This window comes from Pseudomonas sp. PDM21 (genome assembly GCF_014852505.2).
In the GTDB taxonomy this organism is placed as follows: domain Bacteria; phylum Pseudomonadota; class Gammaproteobacteria; order Pseudomonadales; family Pseudomonadaceae; genus Pseudomonas.
Window position 1 is genome coordinate 3,813,067 of the sequence record NZ_CM181223.1, and the last position, 23,198, is coordinate 3,836,264.

Sequence of the window (23,198 nt, forward strand, 5' to 3'; positions counted from 1 at the left end):
CATGAGCGCCCCCGACCATACCCGTGCAAACGACTACGCCGCCTGGACCTGGACGCCCGGCGCCAGCCTCGACGGGCTGAGCCTCGCCCGCCTGCCGGTGCCCACGCCGGGTCCGGACGAAGTGCTGGTGGCCAACACCGCCATCGCACTGAACCCGGTGGACTGGAAGATGATCGACTGGGGCCGCGACGACTGGCAGCAAGGCCAGGTGCCCGGCGTGGATGGTGTTGGCATCGTCATCGCAGTGGGCAGCGAGGTAAACCTGCGCGCCGGTACCCGCGTCGCCTATCACCAGGCGCTGACCCGCGGCGGCAGTTTTGCCGAATACACCCTGCTGCGCGCCCGCGCCGTCTACCCGGTTCCGGACTCGCTGGACGACGCCACCGCCGCCAGCCTGCCCTGCCCCGGCCTCACCGCCTGGCAGGCGCTGGACAAGCTGCCGGCCTGCAACAACCGCGACGTGCTGGTGACCGGGGCCGGTGGTGCAGTCGGCTACCTGCTGGCGCAACTCGCCCTGCAACGCGGCCTGCGCGTGTGGGTGACGGCCTCGGCGAAACGCCGCGAGCACCTGCTGCAACTGGGTGTCGCCGGAGTCTTCGACTACCGCGACGGCCAGTGGACCCAGCACCTGCTCGAAGCCCTCGGCCCGCGTCGCCTGCACGGGATCTTCGACACCATCGGCGGTAACCACGCCGCCAGCCTCGCCCCGCTGCTGGGCTACAACGGCCACCTGGTGTGCATCCAGGACCGCCAGGAAGGCGCCCCGCTGCCGGCTTTCAGCACCGCCATCTCGCTGCATGAAGTGGCGCTCAACAGCATCCACGCCCACGGCGAAACCCTCGACTGGCAAGAGCTGCGCGCCGGCGCAGAGCATTTGATGCAAAGCGTCGCCAGCGGCCAGTTGCAGGCGCCGGCGAAGCGGTTCTTCGACTTCGCCGAGCTGCCAGAAGCACTTCGCCACTTGAAGTCCGGCGCAGGCAGCGGTAAATCGATCAGTCGCCTGCCGGCACCGATGGTCATTGCCTGACCGGACCGCTTCGGGGTAAAGCCGAATCTCCATCTGGCAGGATGAACACGTCTTGGGATGGCGTGGAGCGCAGCGATACCCATCGATGCCGTGCACCCGCCGCATGGGTATCGCTGCGCTCCACCCATGCTACAAGAGCGCTCCCCGGACAATCCTCAGAACGAACAGGAGAACATCATGGATCTGGGCATCAAGGGCCGTTGGGCCGTGGTCTGCGCCGCCAGCAAGGGCCTCGGCAAGGGCTGCGCCCTGGCGCTGGCCCGCGAGGGCGTGAACCTGGCGATCAACGCCCGTGACGTCGACACCCTCGCCGCCACTGCCGCCGAGCTGCGCCAGCTGGGCGTGGAAGTGCGCGAAGTGGCCGGCGACATCAGTCAGCCGGAGGTGCGCGCCGCACTGGTCGCCGCCTGCCCGCAGGTGGACATCCTGGTCAACAACGCCGGCGGTCCCCCGCCCGGGGATTTCCGCGACTGGGAACGCGAAGACTGGCTGCGCGCCCTGGAGCTGAACATGCTCACGCCCATCGAGCTGATCAAGGCCACCATCGACGGCATGGCCGAGCGCGGCTTCGGACGCATCGTCAACATCACCTCCGGTTCGGTGAAAGCGCCGATCGCCACCCTGGGTCTCTCCAACGGTGCGCGCAGCGGCCTGACCGGCTTCGTCGCCGGCGTTGCACGTCAGCCGCAGGTAGCGGGCAACAACGTGACCATCAACGGCCTGCTGCCCGGCTCCTTCGACACCGACCGCCTGCGCAGCGGCTTCCACCGCGCGGCGACCCTCAGTTGCCGCGACGAAGGCGAACTGGTGGATGCGGGCAAACAGGAAATCCCCGCGGGGCGCTTCGGCAGCGCCGAGGAGTTCGGTGCTTTCTGCGCCTTCCTCTGCAGCGCCCATGCCGGCTACCTGACCGGGCAGAACCTGCTGCTCGATGGCGGCGCTTATCCGGGCACCTACTGAAATATCCCGCACCGGTTGCTTTTCGCAGGAGCGAGCAAGCTCGCTCCTGCGATCACTTCCCCAAGCTCTACAATTCCCCCGCCGCTCCCGAACAGGCCTGCCGATGAAAGCCCACTCCGACGAACTCAAGACCTTCGCCACGGTGATCGACTGCGGCTCCATCACCGCCGCCGCCGAACAGCTGGGGCTGACGCCCTCGGCGGTGAGCCGGGCGCTGTCGAAGCTGGAGGAAAAGCTCGGCACCACCCTGCTCAACCGCACCACGCGGCGCATGAAGCTGACCGAGGAAGGCGAATTCTTTCTCGAGAACGCCCGCCACATCCTTGAACAGATGGACGCCCTGGAAGAACGCCTGGCCCTGCGCCAGCAATCCCCGGCCGGGCGCCTGCGGATCAACGCGGCGTCGCCCTTCATGCTCCACGCGGTAGTGCCGCATATCGGCGCCTTCCGCGAGCGCTACCCGGACATCGAGCTGCAGCTCAACACCAACGACCTCAACATCGACCTGCTGGAACAGAGCACCGACATCGCCATCCGCATCGGCCATCTCGCCGACTCCAGCCTGCACGCCCGTCCGCTGGGCAGCAGCCGCCTGAACCTGCTCGCTGCTCCCCAATACCTTGAGCGCCACGGTACCCCGACCAACCTGGAAGAGCTGCTCGGCCACTCGCTGCTGGGCTTTACCCAGCCCGAGGCACTGAACGTCTGGCCGATCCGCCACGCAGGGGGCGACACCCTCACGGTCGACCCGTCGCTGTCCGCCTCCAGCGGCGAGACCTTGCGCCAGTTGGCCATCGGCGCCCAGGGCATCGCCTGCCTCGCCAGCTTCATGACCTGTGACGACATCCGCGCCGGGCGGCTGGTGCGCGTGCTGCCGGAGATGACCAGCGAGCGCCGCCAGCCGATCCACGCGGTGTACTACCGCAACTCGCAGCTGGCGCTGCGCATCCAGTGCTTCCTCGACTTCATCCAGGAGCGTCTGGCGCAGTCGCTGCACGCCACCGGCTAAGCCAAGAAATTTCCCACAGCCGGAAAACCTCGACCACACTCAACAGGGTTCGCGACGCTCCACCGCCGGGGCGTCTTCCCGCAGAGATCGAGGGCCTGGCATGTCACCCATGCTGCTGTACCTGCGCGCCATCATCCATCCTGGCCGCGATACCCTGCTGTTCGCCCTGCGCACCGTGCTCGCGGGGCTGCTGACGCTGTACCTGGCGTTCCTGCTCGACCTCGACCAGCCCAAGTGGGCGACCATGACCGTGGTGATCATCAGTACCCCGCTGGCCGGCATGACCCTGCAGAAAAGCTTCGCCCAGGTGATCGGCACCACCATCGGCGCCATGGTCGCCGTGGCCATCATGGCGCTGTTCCCCCAGGCGCCACTGCCTTTCATCGTCACCCTCGCGCTCTGGCTGGCGCTCTGTACGGCCGGCGGCACCCTGATGCGCTTCACCTACTCCCACGCCTTCGTCCTCAGCGGCTTCACCGCGGTGATCGTCGCGCTGCTGGCCCAGCCGGCGCCCGAATCCACCTACACCCTGGCCATCACCCGCGTCACCGAAACCCTGCTGGGCGTTGCCTGCGTGACCCTGGTCAGTCTGTTCTTTGCCCGCCCGCAGAGTGTGGCGCGCGGCTATTTCGCCAAGGTCGACCAGTTGATCCGCCTGATTGCCGTGCACGCCGCCGCGGTGATCCGTGGCGAGGAGCTGGAGGAAGACTTCCAGCAACGGCAGAAGCAACTGCTGGGCGAGATCGCAGCCCTGGAAATGCTGCGCCGCCACCTGTATTTCGACGCCCCGCGCCTGCGCGGCGCCGATGAACTGGTGCAGCAACTGGCCAACCAACTGGTGCTGATGACCTCGCGCCTGGCCATCCTGCGGCGCCAGCGCAAGTTGATCGAAGCGCGCCTGAGCGGCCCGCTGCCCGAATCCGTGCGGCGCCTGCGCGAGGATGAACTGGCCTGCCTTGCCGAGCTGGCCGAGTTCGGCCGCGACCTGCCCGGCGCCACCCGCAAGCGCATCACCCAGCTGCGCCAGCGCTTCGACGCCGCCGCTCGGCAGGCGGAAGAACTGGCCGACGGCCTGCCCACGTCACTGCGTTCACTGGCCTGGGCGCTGCGCTTCGAGCAGGCGCGGTTGATGCAGCAACTCGATGAGATGATCGAGCTGAGCGAGGCGATTCAGGAAGGCCGCCCCGGCAGCAGCTCCTATCCGCAGAGCCAGGCCCACGCCCTGCACCTGGACTTTCACCTCGCCGCGATGAACGCCACCCGCGCCTTCGTCGCGCTGTGCTGCGCGGGCTGGATCTGGATCGAGACCGCCTGGGACGGTGCCCGCGCCGGGATGATCCTGATCGGCATCCTCTGCTCCCTGCTCGCCACCTTCCCACGCCCACTGATGGCGAGCCTGGCCTACATGCGCGGGCTGGCGATGGCGCTGGTGGCGGCGGCGCTGCTGCAGTTCCTGCTGCTGCCCAGCGTTGGCGACTTCGAGATGCTCGCGCTGTTCCTCACGCCGCTGCTGTACGTGATCGCAGTCGGGCTGGCCAACCCGCAGACAGCCGGGATCGGCATCGGTCTGGGCTTATCGACCTTCCTGCTGGTCGGCCCGCAGAACCAGGGCGCGTGGATCAACACCTCGCTGCAATGGTTCGAGTTCGCCGGCGGCTACGTCAGTGCCGGTGTGCTGGCGTTGCTGGTCTACGCCTGGGTGTTCCCCTTTGACGCCGATGCGCGTCTGCGCCGCCAGTCGCGCCGCACCCGCGCCGAGGTGCGCTCGGTACTGCTGTCCAAGCCCAGCGAAGCTCGCCGCTTCCTGTTCGAGAGCCGCATGGTGGATCGCCTGGCGATCATGCTCGGGTTGTTGCCGGCGGCGCGCGACAGCCAGTCCGGCGAACGCTTCCAGTGCAGCCTGGCGAGCATGACGCTGGGCGTGGTGCTGCATCAGTTGCGCCGCGAGAGCCTGAACCCCAACGGCCTGCCGCAAGCCCTGCGCGAGCGGCTGTCGCTGCTGCTGGATGAACTTGCCGCCTGCCTCGACCAGCCACCCGCCGCGCCGCTGCACCGGGTACTGCCGGCCATCCGCGAGCTGGGCAACGAGCTGGACGAGCTGCAAAGCCACGGCAACTACCCCAGCGGCGATGCCATGCGCCCGGTGTTCGTCAGCGGCGTCGCACTGCTGGTGGCCGCCGACCTGCTGGAACGCTTCCGTGACCTCTACGGCGAATCCGCCGACCTCCACGACGACCACGGGGAAGCCGCGCTGCATGCCCGTTGATATCGAACTGGGCGGGGTCTACCTGCCGCCGCTGGCCCAGGCGCTGCTGCTGGCCCTGCCGATCTTCCTACTGCTGGACTGGAGTCTGCGTCGCCTCGGCGTCCTGCGTCTGGTCTGGCACGAAGCGCTGTTCGAAGGCGCGCTCTATGCCTGCATCTGCGCAGGCCTGATCCTGCTCATGGGAGCCCTGCACTGAATGGCCAGCCTGCGCAAAGCCCTGCCGCCGCTGATCACCCTGGCCGTGGTCGCCCTCGCCCTGATCCTCGGTTACTTCGCCTGGACCTACTACACCCGCGCGCCCTGGACCCGCGACGCCCGCGTGCGCGCCGACGTGGTGACGCTCTCGGCGGACGTCACCGGGCGTATCGTCGAACTGCGGGTGAAGGATAACCAGCACGTCAGCAAGGGCGAACTGCTGCTGAGCATCGACCCGGCGCGCTACGAGCTGGCGGTGCTGCACGCCGACCGCGCAGTGGAAGTTGCCCGCGCCGCACTCGGCCAGTCCCAGGCGGCCATCACTGCCAACCAGGCGCTGTTGCAGCAGCGCCATAGCGAGGAAGTCCGCCGCCGGGCGCTGAAGGCGCGTTCGGCGATCTCCAACGAGGAATGGGAGAAGGCCCAGACCGACGTCACCGTGGCCGAGGCCCAGCTGCTGCGCGAACAGGCCAACCTGGGCCTGGCGCAGGCCAATGTGGCGCTCTCCGAGGCCGCGCAGAAGCAGGCACGCCTGGACCTGGAGCGCACCCAGGTGGTGGCGCCGGTGAACGGCTACGTGACCAACCTGCTGACCCGCGCCGGCGATTACGCAACCGCCGGCCATTCACTGGTGGCGCTGGTGGACAGCGACTCCTTCTACGTCGGCGGCTACTTCGAGGAGACCAAGCTGCCGCGTATCCGCGAGGGGGATCGGGTGGACGTGCAGCTGATGAGTGGCGAGCGCTTCGACGGTCGCGTCGAGAGCATCGCCTTCGCCATCACCGACCGCGAGAACGTCGCCGGCGCGCGGCTGCTGGCCAACATCAACCCAAGCTACACTTGGGTGAAACTCGCCCAGCGCATCCCCGTGCGCATCGCCATCGCCCCGGACTACAAGGGCCGCGACCGCCTGCGCGCCGGCACCACTGCCACCGTCAGCGTGGTCGAAGGCGCTCGCTAGACCCCGATCTTCCGATGGGCAGGGGGAACTTTCATCACCGCCCCGTCATCAACCCATCGCGTGATTGTCACCCGCCCGGTGCAGCATGCATTCAGCTTCCCGCATCCCGCGCGGACGCCTGCGCACGAGGATGACCCTTGCCCCGCCTTCGCCTTCTGGCCGCTTCCCTGCTGACCTGCACCACTCTCGCCCTGGTGGCCTGGCGCTCGCTGCCCACGCCACTGGAAGACGTGCCGAGCAGCAGCCTGTTCGCGCAGAACTGGGCCCGCGGCGGGGTCGTCCTGCTGGTGCGTCACATGGAGCGCTGCGACCGCTCCACCGCCGAATGCCTGGGCGCCGCCGACGGCATCACCGCCCGCGCCGCCGCCCTCGCCCGGAGCATGGGCGAGAGCATCACCCGCCTGGGCCTGACCGCCACCGACATCTACAGCAGCCCGGCCAACCGCACAGTGCAGACCGCCGACCTGATGTTCGACCGCAACGTGGCACGCCAGGACTGGCTACTCACCTGCAAGGACGGCGACCTCGCCGAGCAGATCCGCCAGCACAAGGCCGCGCACCGCAACCTCGTACTGGTCACCCACAGCGAATGCTTCGACCTCCTGCGAGAGAACCTCAAGGTGCGCGAGACCGACACCCCCGAGTACGGCAGCGCTCTGGTGCTTTTCGACGAGAGCGAACCCAAGCTGCGGATCGCCGGTGAAGTCGAGACCGATGAGTGGCTGACGCTGGTGGACTCGCACAACCCGAGCTGAGGCCGCTGCCAGAAAACGCTTTCTGTGCCATCTTCTTGCGATCGTTCCAAGGAGAGGCTCGATGCCCGCCCTGCTCACTGCCCACCCGCTGTTCGCCGCCCCCGTCCTGCTGCTGATCGACCTGCTGCTCTGGCGGCTGGTCGGCCCGGCCCATCCGCACTGGCGGCTGGCCACGCGCATCCTGTGCTTCCTGCTGTTCAGCCTGCTGCTGTTCAACGCCGGAATGAACCCGCTGCGCGCCGCACCCTGGCCAGACGACCTGCCCAGCCACATGGTCGCCACTGCCGTGCAGATCTTCTGGTGGCTGTTCGCCGCGCGCTGCCTGACGGTGGTGCTGGGCTTCCTGCTGGTGCAACGCATTGGCCACGGCGGTCGGTTGCTGCAGGACGTGGTCGGCGCGCTGATCTTCCTGGTCGCCATCATCGCCGCCGCCGGCTACGTGCTGGAGCTGCCGGTTAAGGGCCTGCTGGCCACTTCCGGAGTGGTTGCAATCGTCCTCGGCCTGGCGCTGCAGAGCACGCTGAGCGACGTGTTCTCCGGCATCGTGCTGAACACCACCAAGCCCTACCAGCTGGATGACTGGATCTCCATCGACGGCATCGAAGGCAAGGTCACCGAGATCGACTGGCGCTCCACCTACCTGCAGACCTCCCAGGGCACGCTGGCGGTGGTGCCCAACTCCCTCGCCGCCAAGGCCAAGGTGCTCAACCTGAGCCGTCCGGCGAACCTCTACGGCGTCAGCGTGAGCCTGACGGTCAGCCCGCACATCCGTCCGCGCAAGGTGCTGGATGCCCTCGAACACGCTCTGGGCGGCTGTCGCGCCCTGCTCGCCAGCCCTGCGCCGACGGTCAGCATGCGCAAATCCGAACCCGATGGCGCGGAGTACGAAATGAATGGCTTCGTCGCCGCCATGGGCGAGAAGCGCGAGGTGCGCAACCAGTTGTTCGACCTCGCCTACCGCCACCTGCAGGCCGCAGGCATCAACCTGCTGGCCGAGGCCGACGCGCCGATGCGCGAGAGCGCCTCGCGGGCACGAGCGCTACTGGTGCGCTCGGGCCTGTTCGATGCGCTGCGTGACGAGGAGCGCGACGAACTGGCGAACCGCATGCAGCGCCGGCCCTTCAAGCGCGGGGAAGTACTGCTGGCGCCGGGGGATGTCAGCGACCGCCTGCTGATCATCGACTCCGGCGTGGTCAGCGTCACCCTGCCCCACGAAAGCCAGACCATCGAGGCCGGCCGCATGGGGCCCGGCGAAGTGTTCGGCGAGGCCGGCGTGCTGACTGGTTCGGCCTGGCAGGCTGAGTTCACCGCGATCAGCGATGGCGCCGCCTACTACATCGACAAGGAAACCCTCGCCCCCTGCATGGAGGCGCGCCAGGAGATCGCCGAGGCCATGGGCCGCCTGCTGGACTTCCGCCAGAAGGCCAGCGCCGCGCTATTGGTGGAGCAACCCACGGTGGTGCAGCAGCGCGGGCTGATGGCCTGGCTCAAGCAGCACACCGGACGCCGCTACAAGGCCTGACTCCATTGCGGATCAGGCGTTGCCAGATCAGGCGCTGACTTCCTGCAGGCAATCCAGCGGCACCCAGCCGGCCTCGCCACCGGAGCGGACGCACCAGAGCCAGCCGCCCAGCTCGCGGCCGCCTTCGAGGCGCTCGCCGACTTCGACGTCGAGTTCGCGGGCGGTGTAGTCCTCCATCGCCACCCCCGCGCCCGGCGCAGTCATGTTGAAGACCTGCGCCGGCACCCAGCCCTCGCGCTGGCCGGGCGTGGAGCAGAAGTACCAGTCTTCCCAGCCCTCGGCGCCTTCATAACGTTCACCGACGAACAGCGGTGCGCCCTTGGCGAAGGTGATGGGCGCGGGGTACTCGCTGCGGTGACGCTGAATCACTTCGTAGTGCATGTCGATCTCCCGGTTCCCTGGACCGATCCATGCTACTCCTCACAGCGCATCATGGAAGATCACCCCGAGGGTGAAGCGCTCGCCGGTAGGCAGGCGACTGACGCCATGGCGCAGGTTGACCCGGTAATAGCCACGCAAGCCGGGCACCGGGCGCTGGGCCACGGCAAACACCACGGCATCGCCCTGCCACAACGGCACCACGGTCGCCCGCGACTGCAAGCGTGGGCGCTGCTCGGTGAGGACGAATTCGCCGCCCGAGAACTCCTCGCCCGGCCGAGACAGCAGGATTGCCATCTGCAGGGGGAAGGCCAGTTCCCCGTAGAGGTCCTGGTGCAGACAGTTGTAGTCGCCAGCACGGTAGCGCAACAGCAGGGGCGTCGGCCGCCGCTGGCCGGCGGCGTGGCATTGGTCGAGGAAGCTGGCATGCTCCGGCGGGTACTGGATGCCGGTGCCCATGCGCTCCTGCCAGGTGTTGGCGATGGCCCGCAGCGGCGGATAGAAGGCTTCGCGCAGCTCCTGCAGCGGTGCCGGCAAGGGATAGGTGAAGTAGCGGTATTCACCGAGGCCGAAGTTATGCCGGGCCATGTTCACGCGGCCGCGAAACGGCGCGTCCTGGTCGTACAACGCGCGAATTGCCTCGCACTGGGACTTGTCGAGCAGGCCGGGGATCAGCGCATGGCCATCGGCGTCGAGTTGGCGGGTGAGTACGGGCCAATCCAGGGCGCACGGAGTTCGGGAGAGGGACATTCTGGCGATCCATGATGGCGATGCCCCAGTCTGGGACCGCCCCCTTGCCATCCGCGCCCCAGAACCGACTTTCAAACTTCCCTGTAGGAGCGGGCCGCTTACCGTGACGCATTGTAGAATCACAGGCATCCCCCCCAGACCGACGACTGCCATGAGCACCGAAGACCCGATCCTGCGCGATATCTCGCGCGTCACCCTGCAGCACTATCAGGACAGCGCCCAGTCCTTTCGTGAGGGTACCTGGAACCACGACGTCACCCAGAACATCGCCGCATTGCTGCGGCACATCCAGGGCGAGGCGCCGTTCGTGCTGCTCGATCTTGGTTGCGGTCCGGGGCGCGACCTGTGCGAGCTGAAACGCATGGGGCATGCACCGGTCGGCCTGGACGGCTGCGCCGACTTCGTCGCCATGGCGCGCGAGGCCAGCGGCTGCGAAGTCTGGCAGCAGGATTTCCTCGCTCTCGACCTGCCCGTCGAGCGCTTCGACGGCATCTATGCCAATGCCAGCCTGTTCCACGTACCGCGCAGCGAGCTGTCGCGTGTGTTGCGCCAACTGCATGGGGCGCTGAAGCTGGGTGGCGTGCTGTTCAGCTCCAATCCGCGCGGGGAGAACCAGGAAGGCTGGAATGGCGGGCGCTACGGCTCCTACCACGACCTGCAGAACTGGACGCGCCTGTTGGAAGACGCCGGTTTTCGAGAGCTGGAGCATTACTATCGCCCGGCGGGCCTGCCGCGGGAGCAGCAGCCCTGGCTGGCGAGCGTTTGGCGCAAGACCTGACGTCGGGCCTGCCGGCTCTGGTTCTGGTTCACCAACCCCGCGCGGTCCGCCTCCCTGAGGCGATCCCGCAGCTGCGCGACGAGCACACGCAATGCCCGCACCAGCCACGGCGAATGCGCATGACCTGGCTGGACGGCTTCGTCACCGTGCTCGAACTGGCAGGGCAAAGTCTGGGTTCCGCTGGACGACCTGCCAACCCTCACTCGCGTCAACGACAAGCCAAAGGGTCCGCCCGGTTTCTGGAAGCGCTGAGTGGCCAGCCGATCCGCAGCAGCCTCGTCGCCCGCGCGCTCCAGAGCCGGTGACGAGCAGCCTGTTTGAAAGACGTGGCAACAAACGCCGGGTTGATCGGCCTCGGCCGTCGCACCTAGAATCACCGGGCTCGATTACCGGGCATCCTTTCTGATCCGTTGAGACAGGCTTCATGTTGGAGATAGCAGTAACCCGATAACCCCTTCGCCTTGCCGACAAGGCGGGCCGGTTATCGATGCGCACAAACACTGGCAGACACCACCTCGTGTCTGCGGTTTCTACGCACCTACTGCATTCAGGTTTCCATCATGAATATTTCCAGACCGGAACAACGGACTCTGCACGTCCTCGCCAAGGGCGGCCACATTTCCTTCCAGCGCGACGACGCCGGGCGCGTCGTCTTCGTCGAGTGCTATACCCGTGACGGGTATGTACTGGCCGACTGCACCCTGGCTGTCTTCAGGAAGCTCAGGGACAAGCGCCTGATCATCTCGCGTGGCGGCTCACCCTACCGGATCAACGCCACAGGCCTGGGCGCCGTGCGCCCACAACTGGACAACCGCTGACCCACCAATGGCCGGGCCGGCTTCGCGCGCCCGGCCACCTGCACAAGGGAACTACACCATGCCTTACGAGATTCGCCTGGAACGGCCCGAAGACGCCGCCGTCATTGCCGAAGTAACCACCTCCGCCTTCGCCGTGGCCGAGCACAGCAACGGTGCCGAGAGCGCCATCATCGACGGCTTGCGCGCAGCCGGTGCGCTGAGTATTTCCCTGGTCGCCACGGTGGATGGCGAGGTCGTCGGCCACGCGGCTTTCTCGCCCGTCACCCTGGACGGCGCGGACCTCGGCTGGTACGGGTTGGGGCCGGTCTCGGTACGGCCCGACCTGCACGGCCGGGGCATCGGTGCGGCGCTGATTCGCGCCGGACTGGAGCGCCTTAACGCCATGGGCGCGAAAGGCTGCGTGGTACTCGGCGACCCGGCCTATTACCCGCGCTTCGGCTTCCGCCGGGACCCGGCGATCCAGTACGCGGGCGTGCCGCCGGAATACTTCATGGCACTGTCGCTGGACGGCTCGAAAGCCGCCGGACAGGTTGCCTACCACAGCGGTTTCTCCGCCACCTGAAGACGAGAACAGTCGCATGCCGCTATCGATCCGCCCCGCCACCCCGGCGGACATAGACACCCTCTTCGATATCCGCACCAGCGTGCGGGAAAACCACCTCAGCCGCGAGCAGATGGCCGAGCTGGGCATCACGCCGCAGGTGCTGGCCGAGGCCATTGAATCTGCGCCTTGCGCGTGGGTCGCCGAGGTCGACGGTATTACCGGCGGCTTCGCCATGGTGGATACCGAAGAGGGCGAACTCTTCGCCCTCTTCGTTCGCCCGGAGTGCGAGGGCCTGGGCATGGGTCGCCTGTTACTGGCGGCGGCCGAGGAGCAGTTGTTCCGCGAGCACGGGAGTATCTGGCTGGTGACCGATGGCGGCGACGGCATTCGCGCCAACGCCTTCTACCGCCGCCACGGCTGGCAAGTCACCGAGCGCGTGGATGAACGGGATGTACGGTACGAGAAGTCTCGAGTCTGAGCCTGAACTCTCACTGTAGAAGCCGGCCCTGCCCGCGATCCGCCAGCAGGTCAGGCGGCGGATCAAACAGCTGAATGTCAGGCGAACGTCATCATTGTTTCCAGACAGCGCCTTACCGGTGCTGTGCGCGGGCGTGGCCCGTTCCTACAGCAGGGCCTCCCCTGCAACCGTTCAGAGCAGCGACTTGCCCTGGCTGAGGACCTTGTCGCACACCTGCTTGGTGACCTTTTCCTTGATGCCGCTGCCGGACAGGTCGAGGCTCTTGCCGTCGCTGCCGGTAAGGATGCCCTTGGCGCCATCCTTGTAGCCACTGTCGCTGGTGGTGGTGTTGCCCGGCAGCTTACCCAGGAGCTTGTCCTTCACCTGGGTGGCAGCGTCGGCGTTGAGGTAATTGTTCTTCGCGCAATACTCCAGCAAGCCGGCAACGTTGCTGCTGCTGGACGACGCGGATGGCAGACTGCCAAGGCCGCCGAGCTGGCCGGCGACATCGCCGAGGGAGGCGGCCTGGGTCATCGACCAGGGCAGCAACGCGGCGGTGAGGACTGCGGGAATCAGTTTGCGGGCATTCATGGGATTCTCCTGTTCATGGGGCGCTCCTGGTTGCGTCCGACGCGGCACGAAGCGCCACTGCGAGTGTAGACATCAACGGCCACGGACTACCCGATAGACCAGCGCGCCCAGGCTACCGCCGGCCAGCGGGGCCAGCCAGAAGGCCCAGAGCTGCTCCATAGCCCAGGGGGCGGCGTAGAAGGCCACGGCCAGGCTGCGGGCCGGGTTAACCGAGGTATTGCTGACCGGAATGCTGATCAGGTGGATCAGCGCCAGCGTCAGGCCGATGGCCAGCGGCGCAAAACCCGCCGGGGCGTCACGGTCGGTGGCGCCCATGATCACGAAGAGGAACACGGCGGTCATGATCACTTCGCAGAGCAGTACCGCCGCCAGGCTGTAGCCACCCGGCGAATGCTGGCCGTAGCCATTGGCGGCGAACCCTGCGGCCGCATCGAAGCCCGCAGTGCCACTGGCGATCAGGTACAGCGCGCCACCGGCCAGCAGGCCGCCGACGATCTGTGCAAGGATGTAGGGCAGCACGTGTGCCGCCGGGAAGCGCCCGCCGAACATCAGGCCGACGCTCACCGCCGGGTTGAGGTGGCAGCCGGAGATCGGCCCGATCGCGTAGGCCATGGTGACGACGCTCAGGCCGAACGCCAGTGCCACGCCGAGCAGGCCGATACCGTGGCCGCCGAAGTTGGCGGCGAGGACGGCGCTGCCGCAGCCGCCCAGGACCAGCCAGAAGGTGCCGATCAGCTCGGCCGCAAGTTTCCTGTACATGATTACCTCCGTGGAACCGCGGTTGCGGTTCGCCGTGGAATGTCGGTGAGGTTGGGGAATGGTCGGGAGGACGTCACCGCCCTCCCCGCTGTCAGGCCGCCTACCAGAGGTAGCGGTAGCCCAGGGTCACGGCCCAGGGCTGTTCGAGGTGGTCGCCCTTGGCGTAGTCCACTTCAAGCGAGACCTTCTGCTGGCGGCTGACCTGCAGGGCGGCGCCGGCGCCCAGTTCGCCGCGCGAGCCGGGCAGCTGGTTGGTCAGTTTTTCGCCGTTGACGCGCACCTGGGTGTTGCCGGCCAGTTCGTCGATGTACGACGCGACGGCATAGGCCTGCAGGCGCATTTCGCGGTCCAGCTGGATTTCCTTGCCGCCGCGCAGGCCCACGCGCCCCTGCAGCGAGTCGGTGTCGCTGGCGCGCACCTTGAGGCCATCGCTGCTGGTGTAGCGCGGGCCTTCGAAGTGTGTGGCGCTGAGTTGCACCTGCGGCTCGACGAACCACTGGTCCTGCAGGTCGATATGCTTGCCGCCCTCGACGCTGGCGCCCCAGGCATCTGCCTTGTAGTCGCCTTTCACCGGCTGCCCGAGGTTGGTCGGCACCTTCACGTCGCCGTCCATGTGGCTGTACTTGATGACATTGTCGAGGTACCAGCCGTCGTCCCGCAGGTAGGTGGCGTAGGCGCCGACGCTGGTGCTGTCGATATGCCCGCGACTGTTTTCGGTGAAACGGATGCGCGACTCGCTGGCGCCGACCATGGCACCTACGTACAGCCGCGCGCCGTCGAGGTGGATCGCCTTGTCGGCGCCGATCTCGACACCGTCGAGGTTCTGCTCGTACGCACGGCTGTAGTGCTCGCCCAGGCGCAGGCGCTTGCCGATGCCACGAACCCAGACGCCGCCCTCGTCCTGGCTCAGGCGCAGCTCGCCGAGGCGCTGTACCAGGGTGCCCAGTTCGGCGTAGTACAGGCTGGCCGCGGCGCTCTGCATGCCGAGCGCCACGTTGGAGCCCTTGGAGATCACGTCGGGCTGGCTGACGCCGCCGCCATTGCCGCCCCCGGTGCTGCCTTCGCTGCCGCCCTGGTTGCCCTCCTCGCTGCCACCGGAGCCGCCAGGGTTCTGCGGATCGGGGTCGGGGTCGGGGGTGGACGTCCCGGGCTCGCCACCGTCACCGGGGCCGGTGGAGGGCTGATCCGGTTCCTCCGGATCGGTCGGCTCGCCCGGGTCGACCACATTCTTGCCGGCCGCGACCAGGTACCAGTCGTTGCCTTGTTGTTCGAGGGTGTAGCGGTAGGCGCCAGCGTCCACGTGTTCGCCATAGAGGCCGAAAGTGCCGGGGCTGCCCTGGGTGCCGACCACCCGCAGCTGGTCGCCGCCCGCGTCCTTGCCGCTGTCGGCGACGACCAGGGTGTGCTCACCGTAAGCCTGCCCGCCCACCAGAATCAGGTCGCCCTGCAGGCTGGACAGATCAGTGTGCATGTCGAAGGTGCCGGAGCCGGTCAGGTCGCCGCTCACGAACAGGGTGTGGTAGCCATTGGCGCCGAAGGAGACGCGGGCGTTGTCCAGGTCGAGCCGGCTCAGGTTGGAGTCGGCGTTCAGTTGCCAGTGTGCGTTGCCAAGCTTCAGGTCCAGGGTGCCCAGCTCGCCGTCCTGCAGCCGGGTGTCACCGTGCAGATCGCTGCCTTGGCTGGTCAGCGTCAGCGCGCCATTGCCGGCCACGTCCGCCAGCAGGCCGCTGTCACCTACGTCCAGGCTCGAATCGGTAAGGGTGGAGTCCACGCTGGCGCCTTCGGCGATCGCGTAGCCGATGCCGTTGCCAGAGCGCAGCTGGCTGCCGCTGGCGTTGAAGGTGCCGACGCTGCCGACCTGCGCGCTGAGCAGCGCCGCATCGCTGGCCGCCTCGCTGTCGGTCATCTCCAGTTGCGCCGAGCCATAGGGCTGCTCGCCCTGGCTGAAGAGGATCGCCGAGCCATTGCGCGCATCCACCTGGCTATCGCCGACGTCGATGCTCCCGCCATTGTCCAGATGCAGCGCCGCGCCCTGGCTGCCACTGCTGGACAGCTGGCTGGCGTCGACGCTGATGCTGCCCGAAGCTGCCGCATGCACCGCTGCGGAACCTGCACCAGTGGCATCCAGGCGGCTGCCGGCCACCGTGATGGTGCCGCCCTCGGCCGTCCACGCGCCGTCAGCGTTGGCGCCGCTGGTCTGCACATGACTACCGTCGTTCAGGTCGATATGGGTGCCCTGGCGCGTATAGAGCCCATGGCTGCCCTCGCCTTCGGTGGTGACCCGGCTGGCGCGTACGGCCACGGTGCCGCTGGCGTTGTTGACGATCACGCCGATGCTGCCGGCGCCGTGGGTGAGGATGCTGGAACCTGCGATGACGTTGTCCGCGCCATTGCTGGAGACGTGCACGCCATGACTGCCTTGCCCGGAGGTTTCCAGGGTGGCTCCGCTGATCTGCAGCGCGGCACCGTTGTTGGCCTGGATAGCGGTGCTGCCGTTGCCTCGGGTGGAGAGCTGGCTATCGCTCAGCACCAGGCTGCCGTTGTTGTCCAGCAGCACCCCGGCGCTCTGATCGCCCAGCGTGCTCAGGTTGCTGTCACGGACCCAGGCGCCACCGTTGTTGTGCGCATGCACCGCTGCAGCATTGTCGCCATCCGTGGCGACGCTGCTCCCACTCAACTCGAACTGGCCGTTGCTCTGGGCATCCAGGCCCGCCGCGCCACCACCCTGGGTGTGCACCTGCGAGTCGAGGATGCGAACCGTGCCGCCGTTGGTCTGCACACCGAAACTACCGGCGCTGTCGACTTCCAGGTGGAGCAACTGATCCTGGCTGCCGCTCCACAGGTAAAACAGCAGGCCGCCGCCATTGCCGGTGTTGTGCACCCAGCCGCCGTCCATGCTGAAGACCATGTCGTTGACCGTGACGGCGGACTGCCCGGCGTTCACATCGATATGGGCATCATTGAGTTCGCTGGTGTTGTTTTCCCACGGCGAAAAGACCTGCGGCGTGTCGAAGTCGTCGGCTTCCGCCGGCAGCCCCGCCAGTGCGGTGATCACGGCCGCCAGTAGCGTGGGGAGGAATGGCGGCGCATGCCGGGCCGCCGGTTGCGTAGTGCGGGTGTTCATCTGGTTGCCCTCCAGAATCCATGTCCGGCCGGCGCGTGAGCCGGTCTCTGGGGGCAATTTTTCGCGGAGCCAGGCTCCACGAAGATGGGAAAGCATTTAGCGTTAAGTAGGAAACTTCCTACACAAATCCTGCAGACCTACAGAAAATGACCTAGCGTTGAACGGGACTTCGATTAAGGGCATTGCCATGGGCCAGGTGCTGATCGCCGACGGACATCCCGTCACCCGCCATGCCGTGCGCATGCTGCTGGAAAGCGAGGGGCACGCCATCGTCGGCGAGGCCGAGGACGGCCTGGAAGCCTTGCGCCTGGGCCTGGAGCAGCTGGCCGACCTGCTGATCCTGGACATCGACCTTTCGCGCCTGAACGGCCTCGACGTCATGGCGCGGCTCAGGGCGCACGGGGTGAACCTGCCGGTGCTGGCGTTCAGCGCACAGGACTCGGAGCACATCGTCGGGCGCTTCCTGCAGGGTGGCGCCTCCGGCTTCGTCAGCAAGCACGACGACCTGCGCGAGCTGAGCCTGGCGGTGGCAATGCTGCTGCGCGGGCGCAGCTACTTCCCCATGCGCCTGCTGGGCAACGTCAACCTGCCAGAAGTACGCAGTGGCGAGCGCGAGCGGGTTGCCAGCCTGTCCAACCGCGAGCTGTCGGTGCTGTACTTCCTCGCCAGCGGGCGCAACAACCACCAGATTGCCCACGAACTGACCATCAGCGAGAAAACCGTCAGCACCTACCGCACGCGCCTGCAGCACAAGCTCAACCTGCGCAGCCTGCCCGAGCTGATCGACTTTGCCCGGCGCAACGCACTCGTCGCCGCGCCCCAGGCCGAGCCCGCACCGGCGGCGCCGGAGAACGATGAGCTGGTGATGCTGCGCAGCCTGGTCGACGGCCTTCCCGATGCCCTCTACGTGCGCGACACCGGCGGCCGCCTGGTTCACGCCAACCTGGCCTTCCTGCGTCTGTACGACGTGCAACTGGGCGACGTACTGGGCACCCGCGCCATGGACGTGGACTGGTACGCGCCGGCACAGGCGGAATTGCTGCACCAGTACTTCCTCCAGGCGGTGGCGACCGAGCAGCCCTTCGCCCGCGACATCGAACTGCGCATCCATGGTCACCGGCGGGTGCTGCACCACTGGGGCAAGCCCTACCGCGACGCCAGCGGGCGGCTGCTCGGCATGATCTGCGGCAGCGCCGACATCACCGGCCGCCAGGACCGCCTGCGCGCCATCGAGGCGGACAAGCTGCAGGCCGAACTGGGCAACCGGCAGAAGCTCAATTTCCTGGTGCGCGCGAGCAACGAGTTCAGCCTGCCCCTGGGCGCCATGCACGGCATGCTGGAGGTGGTCCTGCAGCGTGCGACGCTGGCAGCGGCGGACCGCGAGGCGCTGGAGTGGATCGACAGCACCAGCTGCGGCCTGCTCAAGCTCACCGCCGACCTGCGCCAGGTCGCGCGCCTGGAGAGTGGCGAGGAGCGACCGCAGGCAGTGCCCCTCCGGCTGGACGAACTGCTGTGCGAAGCCATCGATGCCGCAACCCCTTCGGCACACGGCAAGGGCCTGGCGCTGGAATTGCACGTAGCGCCCGAGCTGGGCTGCACCCTGCTGGGCGACCCCGCCCTGCTGCGGGGAGTACTCGAATACCTGCTGGCCTACCTGATCCGGGAGACCGCTGCCGGTCCGCTGCGCATCAGCCTGCACGGACAGGTCGAGGAGTCCCGTGTGGCGGTTCGGCTGAACGCCGCCGGCCCTGGCACGCCGGAGCAGGATCCACTGGCGCTCTACTCGCTGGAGGAACTGGCTGCCGACGCTGCGCGGCAACTGCTGCAGGATGCCCCGGTCGGGCTGATCGTCGCCAAGCGCCTGGTCAACCTGCTGCTGGGCGAACTGGTCCTGGCCAGCCCTCCGGGCCAGGGCCCGTCGGTCAGCGTACACCTGCCCCTGCCGCTGGCCCCGACTACGGCAGCCTGATTGAAGTCGGCTCAGTAGCCCACCGACTTCAGTACCTCGTCCACGTCGAGGCTCGGCGGCCGGCCGAGGAACATCAGCAGCTGGTCGGTACGGTTGGTGAAGAAGCCGTCCACGCCAGCCTTGGTGAGCTTATCGAAGTCCACCGAGTCGTCGACGGTGTAGGCATGCACGAACAGGCCACGCTCGTGGGCGGCCTGGTTCATCCACGGCTGCACCAGGTCCATGTAACTCTGGTCGCCACGGGCGGTCAGGGTCGCCGAAGGGCCCGTGCCCAGCGCGCCATGGGCCTTGGCCCAGTCCAGCCAGGCAAAGAACTCTTCCCTGGACTTCACCTCCTGCCGGGCATAGAAGTCCGCTTTGATCTTCTCGCCGGACTGGGCAAAAGTCGTCGGGCTCTTCGCCGCCATGTAGCCGTCACCGGTCCACAGCAGCAGGATCTTGGGCACCTTCGGCATGCTCTTGTGCAGCAGCTCGAGGCTGCTCTTCTCGAAGGTCTGCAGGACGATCTTGCCTTGCGGTTCGCCCTGCGCATCGAGCCAGCCACGGTTCTCCAGGGTTTTGCGCAGGTCTTCCTCGATGCCGGGGAACTGCCCCGGCGCCTTGGTTTCCAGGTACAGGCCGGGGGTTTCAGCGCCACCTTCGGCGATGTCGATCAGCTCATCCAGGGTGAGGATGCGCAGCCCCGCGTACTTGGAGCGGGCGCGCTCGGGATAGGTGGCGTTGAACCAGCTGCCGGCGTCCAGGCGCTTGAGTTCGGCCAGGGTGAACTTGCTCACCGGGTCTTTCTCGCGGCCGGGAAAGACCTTGGCAATGTTGGTGGTGCGCTCCAGGGTGTCGTCATGCACCGCCACCAGCACGCCGTCGCTGGTGCGCTGCAGGTCCGCTTCCAGGTAGTCCGCGCCCAGGTCACGGGCGGCGAGATAGGCCGGCGCGGTTTCCTCCGGCGCATCGTGGGAAGCGCCGCGGTGGGCGATCACCGTCGGCCAGGGAACGCCGGCGGCCTCGCTGAGGGCGCGGCCGGGTGAGTCCTCGGCGCTGGCGGTGAAACTGGAGGCGGCCAGTACGATGGTGCCCAGTAAAGCGATGATGCGACGGCGCATGTGCGAAACCCCTTCGATGGGTTACGAAAAAGCGGATCAGTCTGGCGCTGGAGCATGAACCTTGTGCGATCGGTGCCAAGGGACCTGTATCGGGCCACGAGCGTAGGACTCTGGTCGCCTGGCGTAATTCCGTCCGTTTTACCGTGACCGTTTGGCAGCGTAGGCGAACTACTTTATAAAAGCGCTCGCCATCAAACTGCCACGACGAGCCTCATGCTAACGACCAAAACAGGGAACATCTGCGCGCTCGCTTGCGCACTTGCAGGATGCAGTGTCAGCAGTGAGCCCAACGGTGGCCCCCACCGGCTCATTGATGATCACGCTGCCGACTTGGCTCATCTGTCCACTCCGCTACAGCTGTCGGTACCGCAACCCGACCACAGGCCACCACCAGTGCCGTACCGGGAACCAGAGCCAATGCACCTGGCACGTCAGGCACTCAATCCCTATGATGTGGCGTTTCCGAAGCCGAATTTCCCCCGCGAAGCGCTGCTACGCCACGTCCAGGGTGAGGTGCAGGCTTACTATGCCTACGAGCCACGCTCCGGAGTCGTGCTCGGCGTATTGGCCGAATCCAGCTACCCCGCCTTCGCCCTGGCCGTATCACAGCAAGGACTGCAGGCCTATGTCGCCTCCAGCCTCGAATTCCCTGCCGATCCCTCTCCTTATCGAGTGGTGCTCAAGCGCTACTTCTTCGTCACTGATGCCTCGAACTACAAATTCACTGCAATCGCGACCAAAGCAGAGGACGAAATCTGGAGCAGAATGCTCCAATCTCCAGGCTCGCTACCTGCGACCAGACCCGAAACCCAATGAAAAAGCCCGCGGACGATCGCTCGCCCGCGGGCCCTTTGCTTGCGTCTACCCGATCAGCGCGGCAGGTCGAAGCGGTCGAGGTTCATCACCTTGGTCCAGGCCTTGACGAAGTCATGGACGAACTTGCGTTCGCCGTCCGAGCAACCATAGACCTCCGACAGCGCCCGCAGCTGAGAGTTTGAACCCAGTAGCAGGTCGATGCGGCTGCCGGTCCACCGGGCTTCGCCGGTCTTGCGGTCGCGGCCTTCGAACTCGGTGTTGTCCGCCGAGGTCGGTTTCCACACGGTCCCCATGTCCAGCAGGTTGACGAAGAAGTCGTTGCTGAGGGTTCCGGGGCGCGCGGTGAACACGCCGTTCTGCGAGCCGCCGGTGTTGGCGCCCAGCACCCGCAGGCCGCCGATCAGCGCGGTGACTTCCGGTCCGGTAAGGGTCAGCAGCTGCGCCTTGTCGATCAGCAGCGCTTCGGCCGGCACGGCGAACTTCGCCTTCTGGAAGTTGCGGAAGGCGTCGGCCACCGGCTCCAGCATGCCCACCGAGTGCACGTCGGTCTGCTCCTGGCTGGCGTCCATGCGGCCCGGCGCGAACGGCACGCTGACCTGGTGGCCACCCTTGCGCGCGGCCTCTTCCACGCCGGCATCGCCGGCCAGGACGATCAGGTCGGCCAGGGAGATCTTCTTGCCGCCCGCGGCGGATGCGTTGAACTCGGCCTGGATTTCCTCCAGCACGCCGAGCACCCTGGCCAACTGCTCGGGCTGGTTCACCGGCCAGTCCTTCTGCGGCGCCAGGCGGATGCGTGCGCCGTTGGCGCCGCCTCGCTTGTCGGAGCCACGGAAGGTCGAGGCCGAGGCCCAGGCGGTGGAGACCAGCTCGGAAACCGACAGGCCCGAGGCCAGCACCTTGGCCTTGAGCGAGGCGATGTCCTGCTCGTCCACCAGCGGGTGGTTGACCGCAGGGATCGGGTCCTGCCAGATCAGTTCCTCTTTTGGCACTTCCGGCCCCAGGTAGCGAGCCAGCGGGCCCATGTCGCGGTGGGTCAGCTTGAACCAGGCGCGGGCAAAGGCGTCGGCGAACGCGTCGGGATCTTCATAGAAGCGACGGGAAATCTTCTCGTAGATCGGGTCGACACGCAGCGAGATGTCGGTGGTGAGCATCGACGGCGCGCGGCGCTTGGACTTGTCGTGGGCATCGGGAATGCTGCCGGCACCCGCACCGTTCTTCGGCTGCCACTGGTGGGCGCCGGCCGGGCTCTTGGTCAGCTCCCATTCGTAGCCGAACAGGTTCCAGAAGAAGTTGTTGCTCCAGCGCGTTGGCGTGGACGTCCAGGTGACTTCCAGGCCGCTGGTGATGGCATCGCCACCGGAGCCGGTGCCGAAGGTGCTGACCCAGCCCAGGCCCTGGCTTTCCAGGCCGCCGGCTTCCGGGTCGGCGCCGACGTTATCCGCCGGACCTGCGCCGTGGGTCTTGCCGAAGGTGTGGCCGCCGGCGATCAGGGCGACGGTTTCCTCGTCGTCCATGGCCATGCGCGCGAAGGTCTCGCGGATGTCGCGGGCAGCAGCCACCGGGTCGGGGTTGCCGTTGGGGCCTTCGGGGTTCACGTAGATCAGGCCCATCTGCACGGCAGCCAGGGGGTTTTCCAGGTCACGCTCGCCGGTGTAGCGCTTGTCGCCGCCCAGCCAGGTGGTCTCTTCGCCCCAGTACACGTCCATGTCCGGTTCCCAGACGTCCTCGCGGCCGCCGGCGAAGCCGAAGGTCTTGAAGCCCATGGACTCCAGGGCGACGTTGCCGGTGAGGACGATCAGGTCGGCCCAGGACAGCTTGGCGCCGTACTTCTGCTTGATCGGCCAGATCAGCCGGCGGGCCTTGTCCAGGCTGACGTTGTCCGGCCAACTGTTGAGCGGGGCGAAGCGCTGCTGGCCACGCCCGGCGCCGCCACGGCCATCGCCGATGCGGTAGGTGCCGGCGGCGTGCCAGGCCATGCGGATGAACAGCGGGCCGTAGTGGCCGAAGTCGGCCGGCCACCAGTCCTGGGAGTCGGTCATCACGGCGCGCAGGTCGGCCTTGACCGCTTCCAGGTCGAGGGTCTTGAAGGCCTCGGCGTAGTTGAAGTCCTCACCCATGGGGTTGGACTTGGAAGAATGCTGGTGCAGCAGGTCCAGCCGCAGTTGGTTCGGCCACCAGTCACGGTTCGATGTGCCACCACCGGCGGTCTGGTGGAAGGGGCAGCTACCTTTCTTTTCTTCACTCATTGCAGGCTCCTTGTGAGCGCCTGGCGTGGCGCTTCGTATACGCACAACCCATCAGAAGATAGATCAAACGGGACGGGCTGCTATTGCAGTTATTGATCGGCTCGAGCGGTAAAAGGCTATCGATGCGGGGATGGCGAAAAGCCGTGTTACAGAGGGGTGTGCCGGCAGGATTG

22 protein-coding genes are annotated in these 23,198 nt (G+C 67.0%); 15 read left to right on the top strand and 7 right to left on the bottom strand.

The window, feature by feature from the left end; all coding sequences use genetic code 11:
* Position 1 precedes the first annotated feature (1 nt).
* The 8 genes from IB275_RS17480 (at position 2) to IB275_RS17515 (ending at position 8,695) form a co-directional block, all read left to right on the top strand.
* Positions 2-1,027: a zinc-binding dehydrogenase gene (locus tag IB275_RS17480; RefSeq protein WP_192295772.1), complete on the top strand. Its 1,026-nt coding sequence runs from the start codon at positions 2-4 to the stop codon at positions 1,025-1,027.
* Positions 1,028-1,204: 177 nt separating this feature from the next.
* Entirely contained in the window at positions 1,205-1,987 is a 783-nt protein-coding gene (locus IB275_RS17485; RefSeq protein WP_192295773.1) for an SDR family oxidoreductase, read from the top strand.
* Between the two features lie 103 nt (positions 1,988-2,090).
* Entirely contained in the window at positions 2,091-2,996 is a 906-nt protein-coding gene (locus IB275_RS17490; protein WP_081520426.1) for a LysR family transcriptional regulator, read from the top strand.
* Positions 2,997-3,096: 100 nt separating this feature from the next.
* The gene (locus IB275_RS17495) at positions 3,097-5,262 is read left to right on the top strand and encodes an FUSC family protein (RefSeq protein ID WP_192295774.1); all 2,166 of its coding nucleotides are present in this window, start codon (positions 3,097-3,099) and stop codon (positions 5,260-5,262) included.
* Entirely contained in the window at positions 5,252-5,458 is a 207-nt protein-coding gene (locus IB275_RS17500) for a DUF1656 domain-containing protein (protein WP_045207441.1), read from the top strand. The genes IB275_RS17495 and IB275_RS17500 overlap by 11 nt, the downstream gene beginning before the upstream one ends.
* Positions 5,459-6,418 carry an HlyD family secretion protein gene (locus tag IB275_RS17505; RefSeq protein ID WP_192295775.1) on the top strand — a complete coding sequence of 320 codons (960 nt, stop codon included), beginning with the start codon at positions 5,459-5,461 and terminating at the stop codon, positions 6,416-6,418.
* A gap of 137 nt (positions 6,419-6,555) precedes the next feature.
* Complete coding sequence (gene pmrG / locus IB275_RS17510) at positions 6,556-7,173, top strand: lipopolysaccharide core heptose(II)-phosphate phosphatase PmrG (RefSeq protein WP_192295776.1); 618 nt, start codon at positions 6,556-6,558, stop codon at positions 7,171-7,173.
* 61 nt (positions 7,174-7,234) lie between these two features.
* The gene (locus tag IB275_RS17515; RefSeq protein WP_192295777.1) at positions 7,235-8,695 is read left to right on the top strand and encodes a mechanosensitive ion channel domain-containing protein; all 1,461 of its coding nucleotides are present in this window, start codon (positions 7,235-7,237) and stop codon (positions 8,693-8,695) included.
* A 27-nt stretch (positions 8,696-8,722) separates the two neighbouring features.
* On the opposite strand, the gene IB275_RS17520 is transcribed toward IB275_RS17515, so the two are convergent.
* Both IB275_RS17520 and IB275_RS17525 read right to left on the bottom strand, forming a co-directional pair.
* Entirely contained in the window at positions 8,723-9,076 is a 354-nt protein-coding gene (locus IB275_RS17520; protein ID WP_045207447.1) for an SH3 domain-containing protein, read from the bottom strand.
* 39 nt (positions 9,077-9,115) lie between these two features.
* Complete coding sequence (locus tag IB275_RS17525) at positions 9,116-9,823, bottom strand: 2OG-Fe(II) oxygenase (RefSeq protein ID WP_225601670.1); 708 nt, start codon at positions 9,821-9,823, stop codon at positions 9,116-9,118.
* 151 nt (positions 9,824-9,974) lie between these two features.
* Here IB275_RS17525 and IB275_RS17530 point away from each other — a divergent pair, with 151 nt between their 5' ends.
* The 5 genes from IB275_RS17530 to IB275_RS17550 all read left to right on the top strand — a co-directional run bounded on the left by IB275_RS17530 (position 9,975) and on the right by IB275_RS17550 (position 12,441).
* On the top strand, positions 9,975-10,601 hold the full coding sequence (locus IB275_RS17530; protein ID WP_192295779.1) for a class I SAM-dependent methyltransferase: 627 nt from the start codon (positions 9,975-9,977) through the stop codon (positions 10,599-10,601).
* A 119-nt stretch (positions 10,602-10,720) separates the two neighbouring features.
* Complete coding sequence (locus tag IB275_RS17535; RefSeq protein WP_192295780.1) at positions 10,721-10,906, top strand: hypothetical protein; 186 nt, start codon at positions 10,721-10,723, stop codon at positions 10,904-10,906.
* A 255-nt stretch (positions 10,907-11,161) separates the two neighbouring features.
* On the top strand, positions 11,162-11,419 hold the full coding sequence (locus IB275_RS17540; RefSeq protein ID WP_081517008.1) for a YjhX family toxin: 258 nt from the start codon (positions 11,162-11,164) through the stop codon (positions 11,417-11,419).
* A gap of 58 nt (positions 11,420-11,477) precedes the next feature.
* Entirely contained in the window at positions 11,478-11,981 is a 504-nt protein-coding gene (locus tag IB275_RS17545) for a GNAT family N-acetyltransferase (protein ID WP_192295781.1), read from the top strand.
* Between the two features lie 16 nt (positions 11,982-11,997).
* The gene (locus IB275_RS17550) at positions 11,998-12,441 is read left to right on the top strand and encodes a GNAT family N-acetyltransferase (protein ID WP_192295782.1); all 444 of its coding nucleotides are present in this window, start codon (positions 11,998-12,000) and stop codon (positions 12,439-12,441) included.
* Between the two features lie 171 nt (positions 12,442-12,612).
* On the opposite strand, the gene IB275_RS17555 is transcribed toward IB275_RS17550, so the two are convergent.
* The 3 genes from IB275_RS17555 to IB275_RS17565 form a co-directional block, all read right to left on the bottom strand.
* Positions 12,613-13,011, bottom strand: a complete 399-nt coding sequence (locus tag IB275_RS17555; RefSeq protein WP_192295783.1) for a YjjA family protein — start codon at positions 13,009-13,011, stop codon at positions 12,613-12,615.
* 72 nt (positions 13,012-13,083) lie between these two features.
* Complete coding sequence (gene aqpZ, locus IB275_RS17560) at positions 13,084-13,770, bottom strand: aquaporin Z (RefSeq protein ID WP_192295784.1); 687 nt, start codon at positions 13,768-13,770, stop codon at positions 13,084-13,086.
* Positions 13,771-13,870: 100 nt separating this feature from the next.
* Positions 13,871-16,894 carry an autotransporter outer membrane beta-barrel domain-containing protein gene (locus tag IB275_RS17565; RefSeq protein WP_192295785.1) on the bottom strand — a complete coding sequence of 1,008 codons (3,024 nt, stop codon included), beginning with the start codon at positions 16,892-16,894 and terminating at the stop codon, positions 13,871-13,873.
* A 187-nt stretch (positions 16,895-17,081) separates the two neighbouring features.
* Between IB275_RS17565 and IB275_RS17570 the strand changes: the two genes are divergently transcribed.
* Complete coding sequence (locus IB275_RS17570; RefSeq protein ID WP_192295786.1) at positions 17,082-18,863, top strand: response regulator; 1,782 nt, start codon at positions 17,082-17,084, stop codon at positions 18,861-18,863.
* A gap of 11 nt (positions 18,864-18,874) precedes the next feature.
* On the opposite strand, the gene IB275_RS17575 is transcribed toward IB275_RS17570, so the two are convergent.
* Positions 18,875-19,963 (bottom strand): glycerophosphodiester phosphodiesterase, encoded by a 1,089-nt coding sequence (locus IB275_RS17575; protein ID WP_192295787.1) that lies wholly within the window; start codon positions 19,961-19,963, stop codon positions 18,875-18,877.
* Positions 19,964-20,380: 417 nt separating this feature from the next.
* Here IB275_RS17575 and IB275_RS17580 point away from each other — a divergent pair, with 417 nt between their 5' ends.
* Entirely contained in the window at positions 20,381-20,779 is a 399-nt protein-coding gene (locus IB275_RS17580; protein ID WP_192295788.1) for a hypothetical protein, read from the top strand.
* Positions 20,780-20,832: 53 nt separating this feature from the next.
* Here IB275_RS17580 and katG read toward each other — a convergent pair whose 3' ends face one another.
* On the bottom strand, positions 20,833-23,025 hold the full coding sequence (gene katG, locus IB275_RS17585) for a catalase/peroxidase HPI (RefSeq protein ID WP_192295789.1): 2,193 nt from the start codon (positions 23,023-23,025) through the stop codon (positions 20,833-20,835).
* Between the last annotated feature and the right edge of the window lie 173 nt (positions 23,026-23,198).

Bases quoted from the DNA above. Each gene is read 5' to 3' on its own strand.
- IB275_RS17515 (WP_192295777.1), top strand. From the start codon at position 7,235: ATGCCCGCCCTGCTCACTGCCCACCCGCTGTTCGCCGCCCCCGTCCTG.
- IB275_RS17490 (WP_081520426.1), top strand. From the start codon at position 2,091: ATGAAAGCCCACTCCGACGAACTCAAGACCTTCGCCACGGTGATCGAC.
- IB275_RS17520 (WP_045207447.1), bottom strand. From the start codon at position 9,076: ATGCACTACGAAGTGATTCAGCGTCACCGCAGCGAGTACCCCGCGCCC.
- IB275_RS17505 (WP_192295775.1), top strand. From the start codon at position 5,459: ATGGCCAGCCTGCGCAAAGCCCTGCCGCCGCTGATCACCCTGGCCGTG.
- IB275_RS17555 (WP_192295783.1), bottom strand. From the start codon at position 13,011: ATGAATGCCCGCAAACTGATTCCCGCAGTCCTCACCGCCGCGTTGCTG.
- IB275_RS17480 (WP_192295772.1), top strand. From the start codon at position 2: ATGAGCGCCCCCGACCATACCCGTGCAAACGACTACGCCGCCTGGACC.
- IB275_RS17485 (WP_192295773.1), top strand. From the start codon at position 1,205: ATGGATCTGGGCATCAAGGGCCGTTGGGCCGTGGTCTGCGCCGCCAGC.
- IB275_RS17580 (WP_192295788.1), top strand. From the start codon at position 20,381: ATGCACCTGGCACGTCAGGCACTCAATCCCTATGATGTGGCGTTTCCG.
- IB275_RS17535 (WP_192295780.1), top strand. From the start codon at position 10,721: ATGACCTGGCTGGACGGCTTCGTCACCGTGCTCGAACTGGCAGGGCAA.
- IB275_RS17570 (WP_192295786.1), top strand. From the start codon at position 17,082: ATGGGCCAGGTGCTGATCGCCGACGGACATCCCGTCACCCGCCATGCC.
- IB275_RS17540 (WP_081517008.1), top strand. From the start codon at position 11,162: ATGAATATTTCCAGACCGGAACAACGGACTCTGCACGTCCTCGCCAAG.
- IB275_RS17550 (WP_192295782.1), top strand. From the start codon at position 11,998: ATGCCGCTATCGATCCGCCCCGCCACCCCGGCGGACATAGACACCCTC.
- IB275_RS17495 (WP_192295774.1), top strand. From the start codon at position 3,097: ATGTCACCCATGCTGCTGTACCTGCGCGCCATCATCCATCCTGGCCGC.
- IB275_RS17575 (WP_192295787.1), bottom strand. From the start codon at position 19,963: ATGCGCCGTCGCATCATCGCTTTACTGGGCACCATCGTACTGGCCGCC.
- IB275_RS17530 (WP_192295779.1), top strand. From the start codon at position 9,975: ATGAGCACCGAAGACCCGATCCTGCGCGATATCTCGCGCGTCACCCTG.
- IB275_RS17525 (WP_225601670.1), bottom strand. From the start codon at position 9,823: ATGTCCCTCTCCCGAACTCCGTGCGCCCTGGATTGGCCCGTACTCACC.
- IB275_RS17565 (WP_192295785.1), bottom strand. From the start codon at position 16,894: ATGAACACCCGCACTACGCAACCGGCGGCCCGGCATGCGCCGCCATTC.
- IB275_RS17500 (WP_045207441.1), top strand. From the start codon at position 5,252: ATGCCCGTTGATATCGAACTGGGCGGGGTCTACCTGCCGCCGCTGGCC.
- aqpZ (WP_192295784.1), bottom strand. From the start codon at position 13,770: ATGTACAGGAAACTTGCGGCCGAGCTGATCGGCACCTTCTGGCTGGTC.
- IB275_RS17545 (WP_192295781.1), top strand. From the start codon at position 11,478: ATGCCTTACGAGATTCGCCTGGAACGGCCCGAAGACGCCGCCGTCATT.
- katG (WP_192295789.1), bottom strand. From the start codon at position 23,025: ATGAGTGAAGAAAAGAAAGGTAGCTGCCCCTTCCACCAGACCGCCGGT.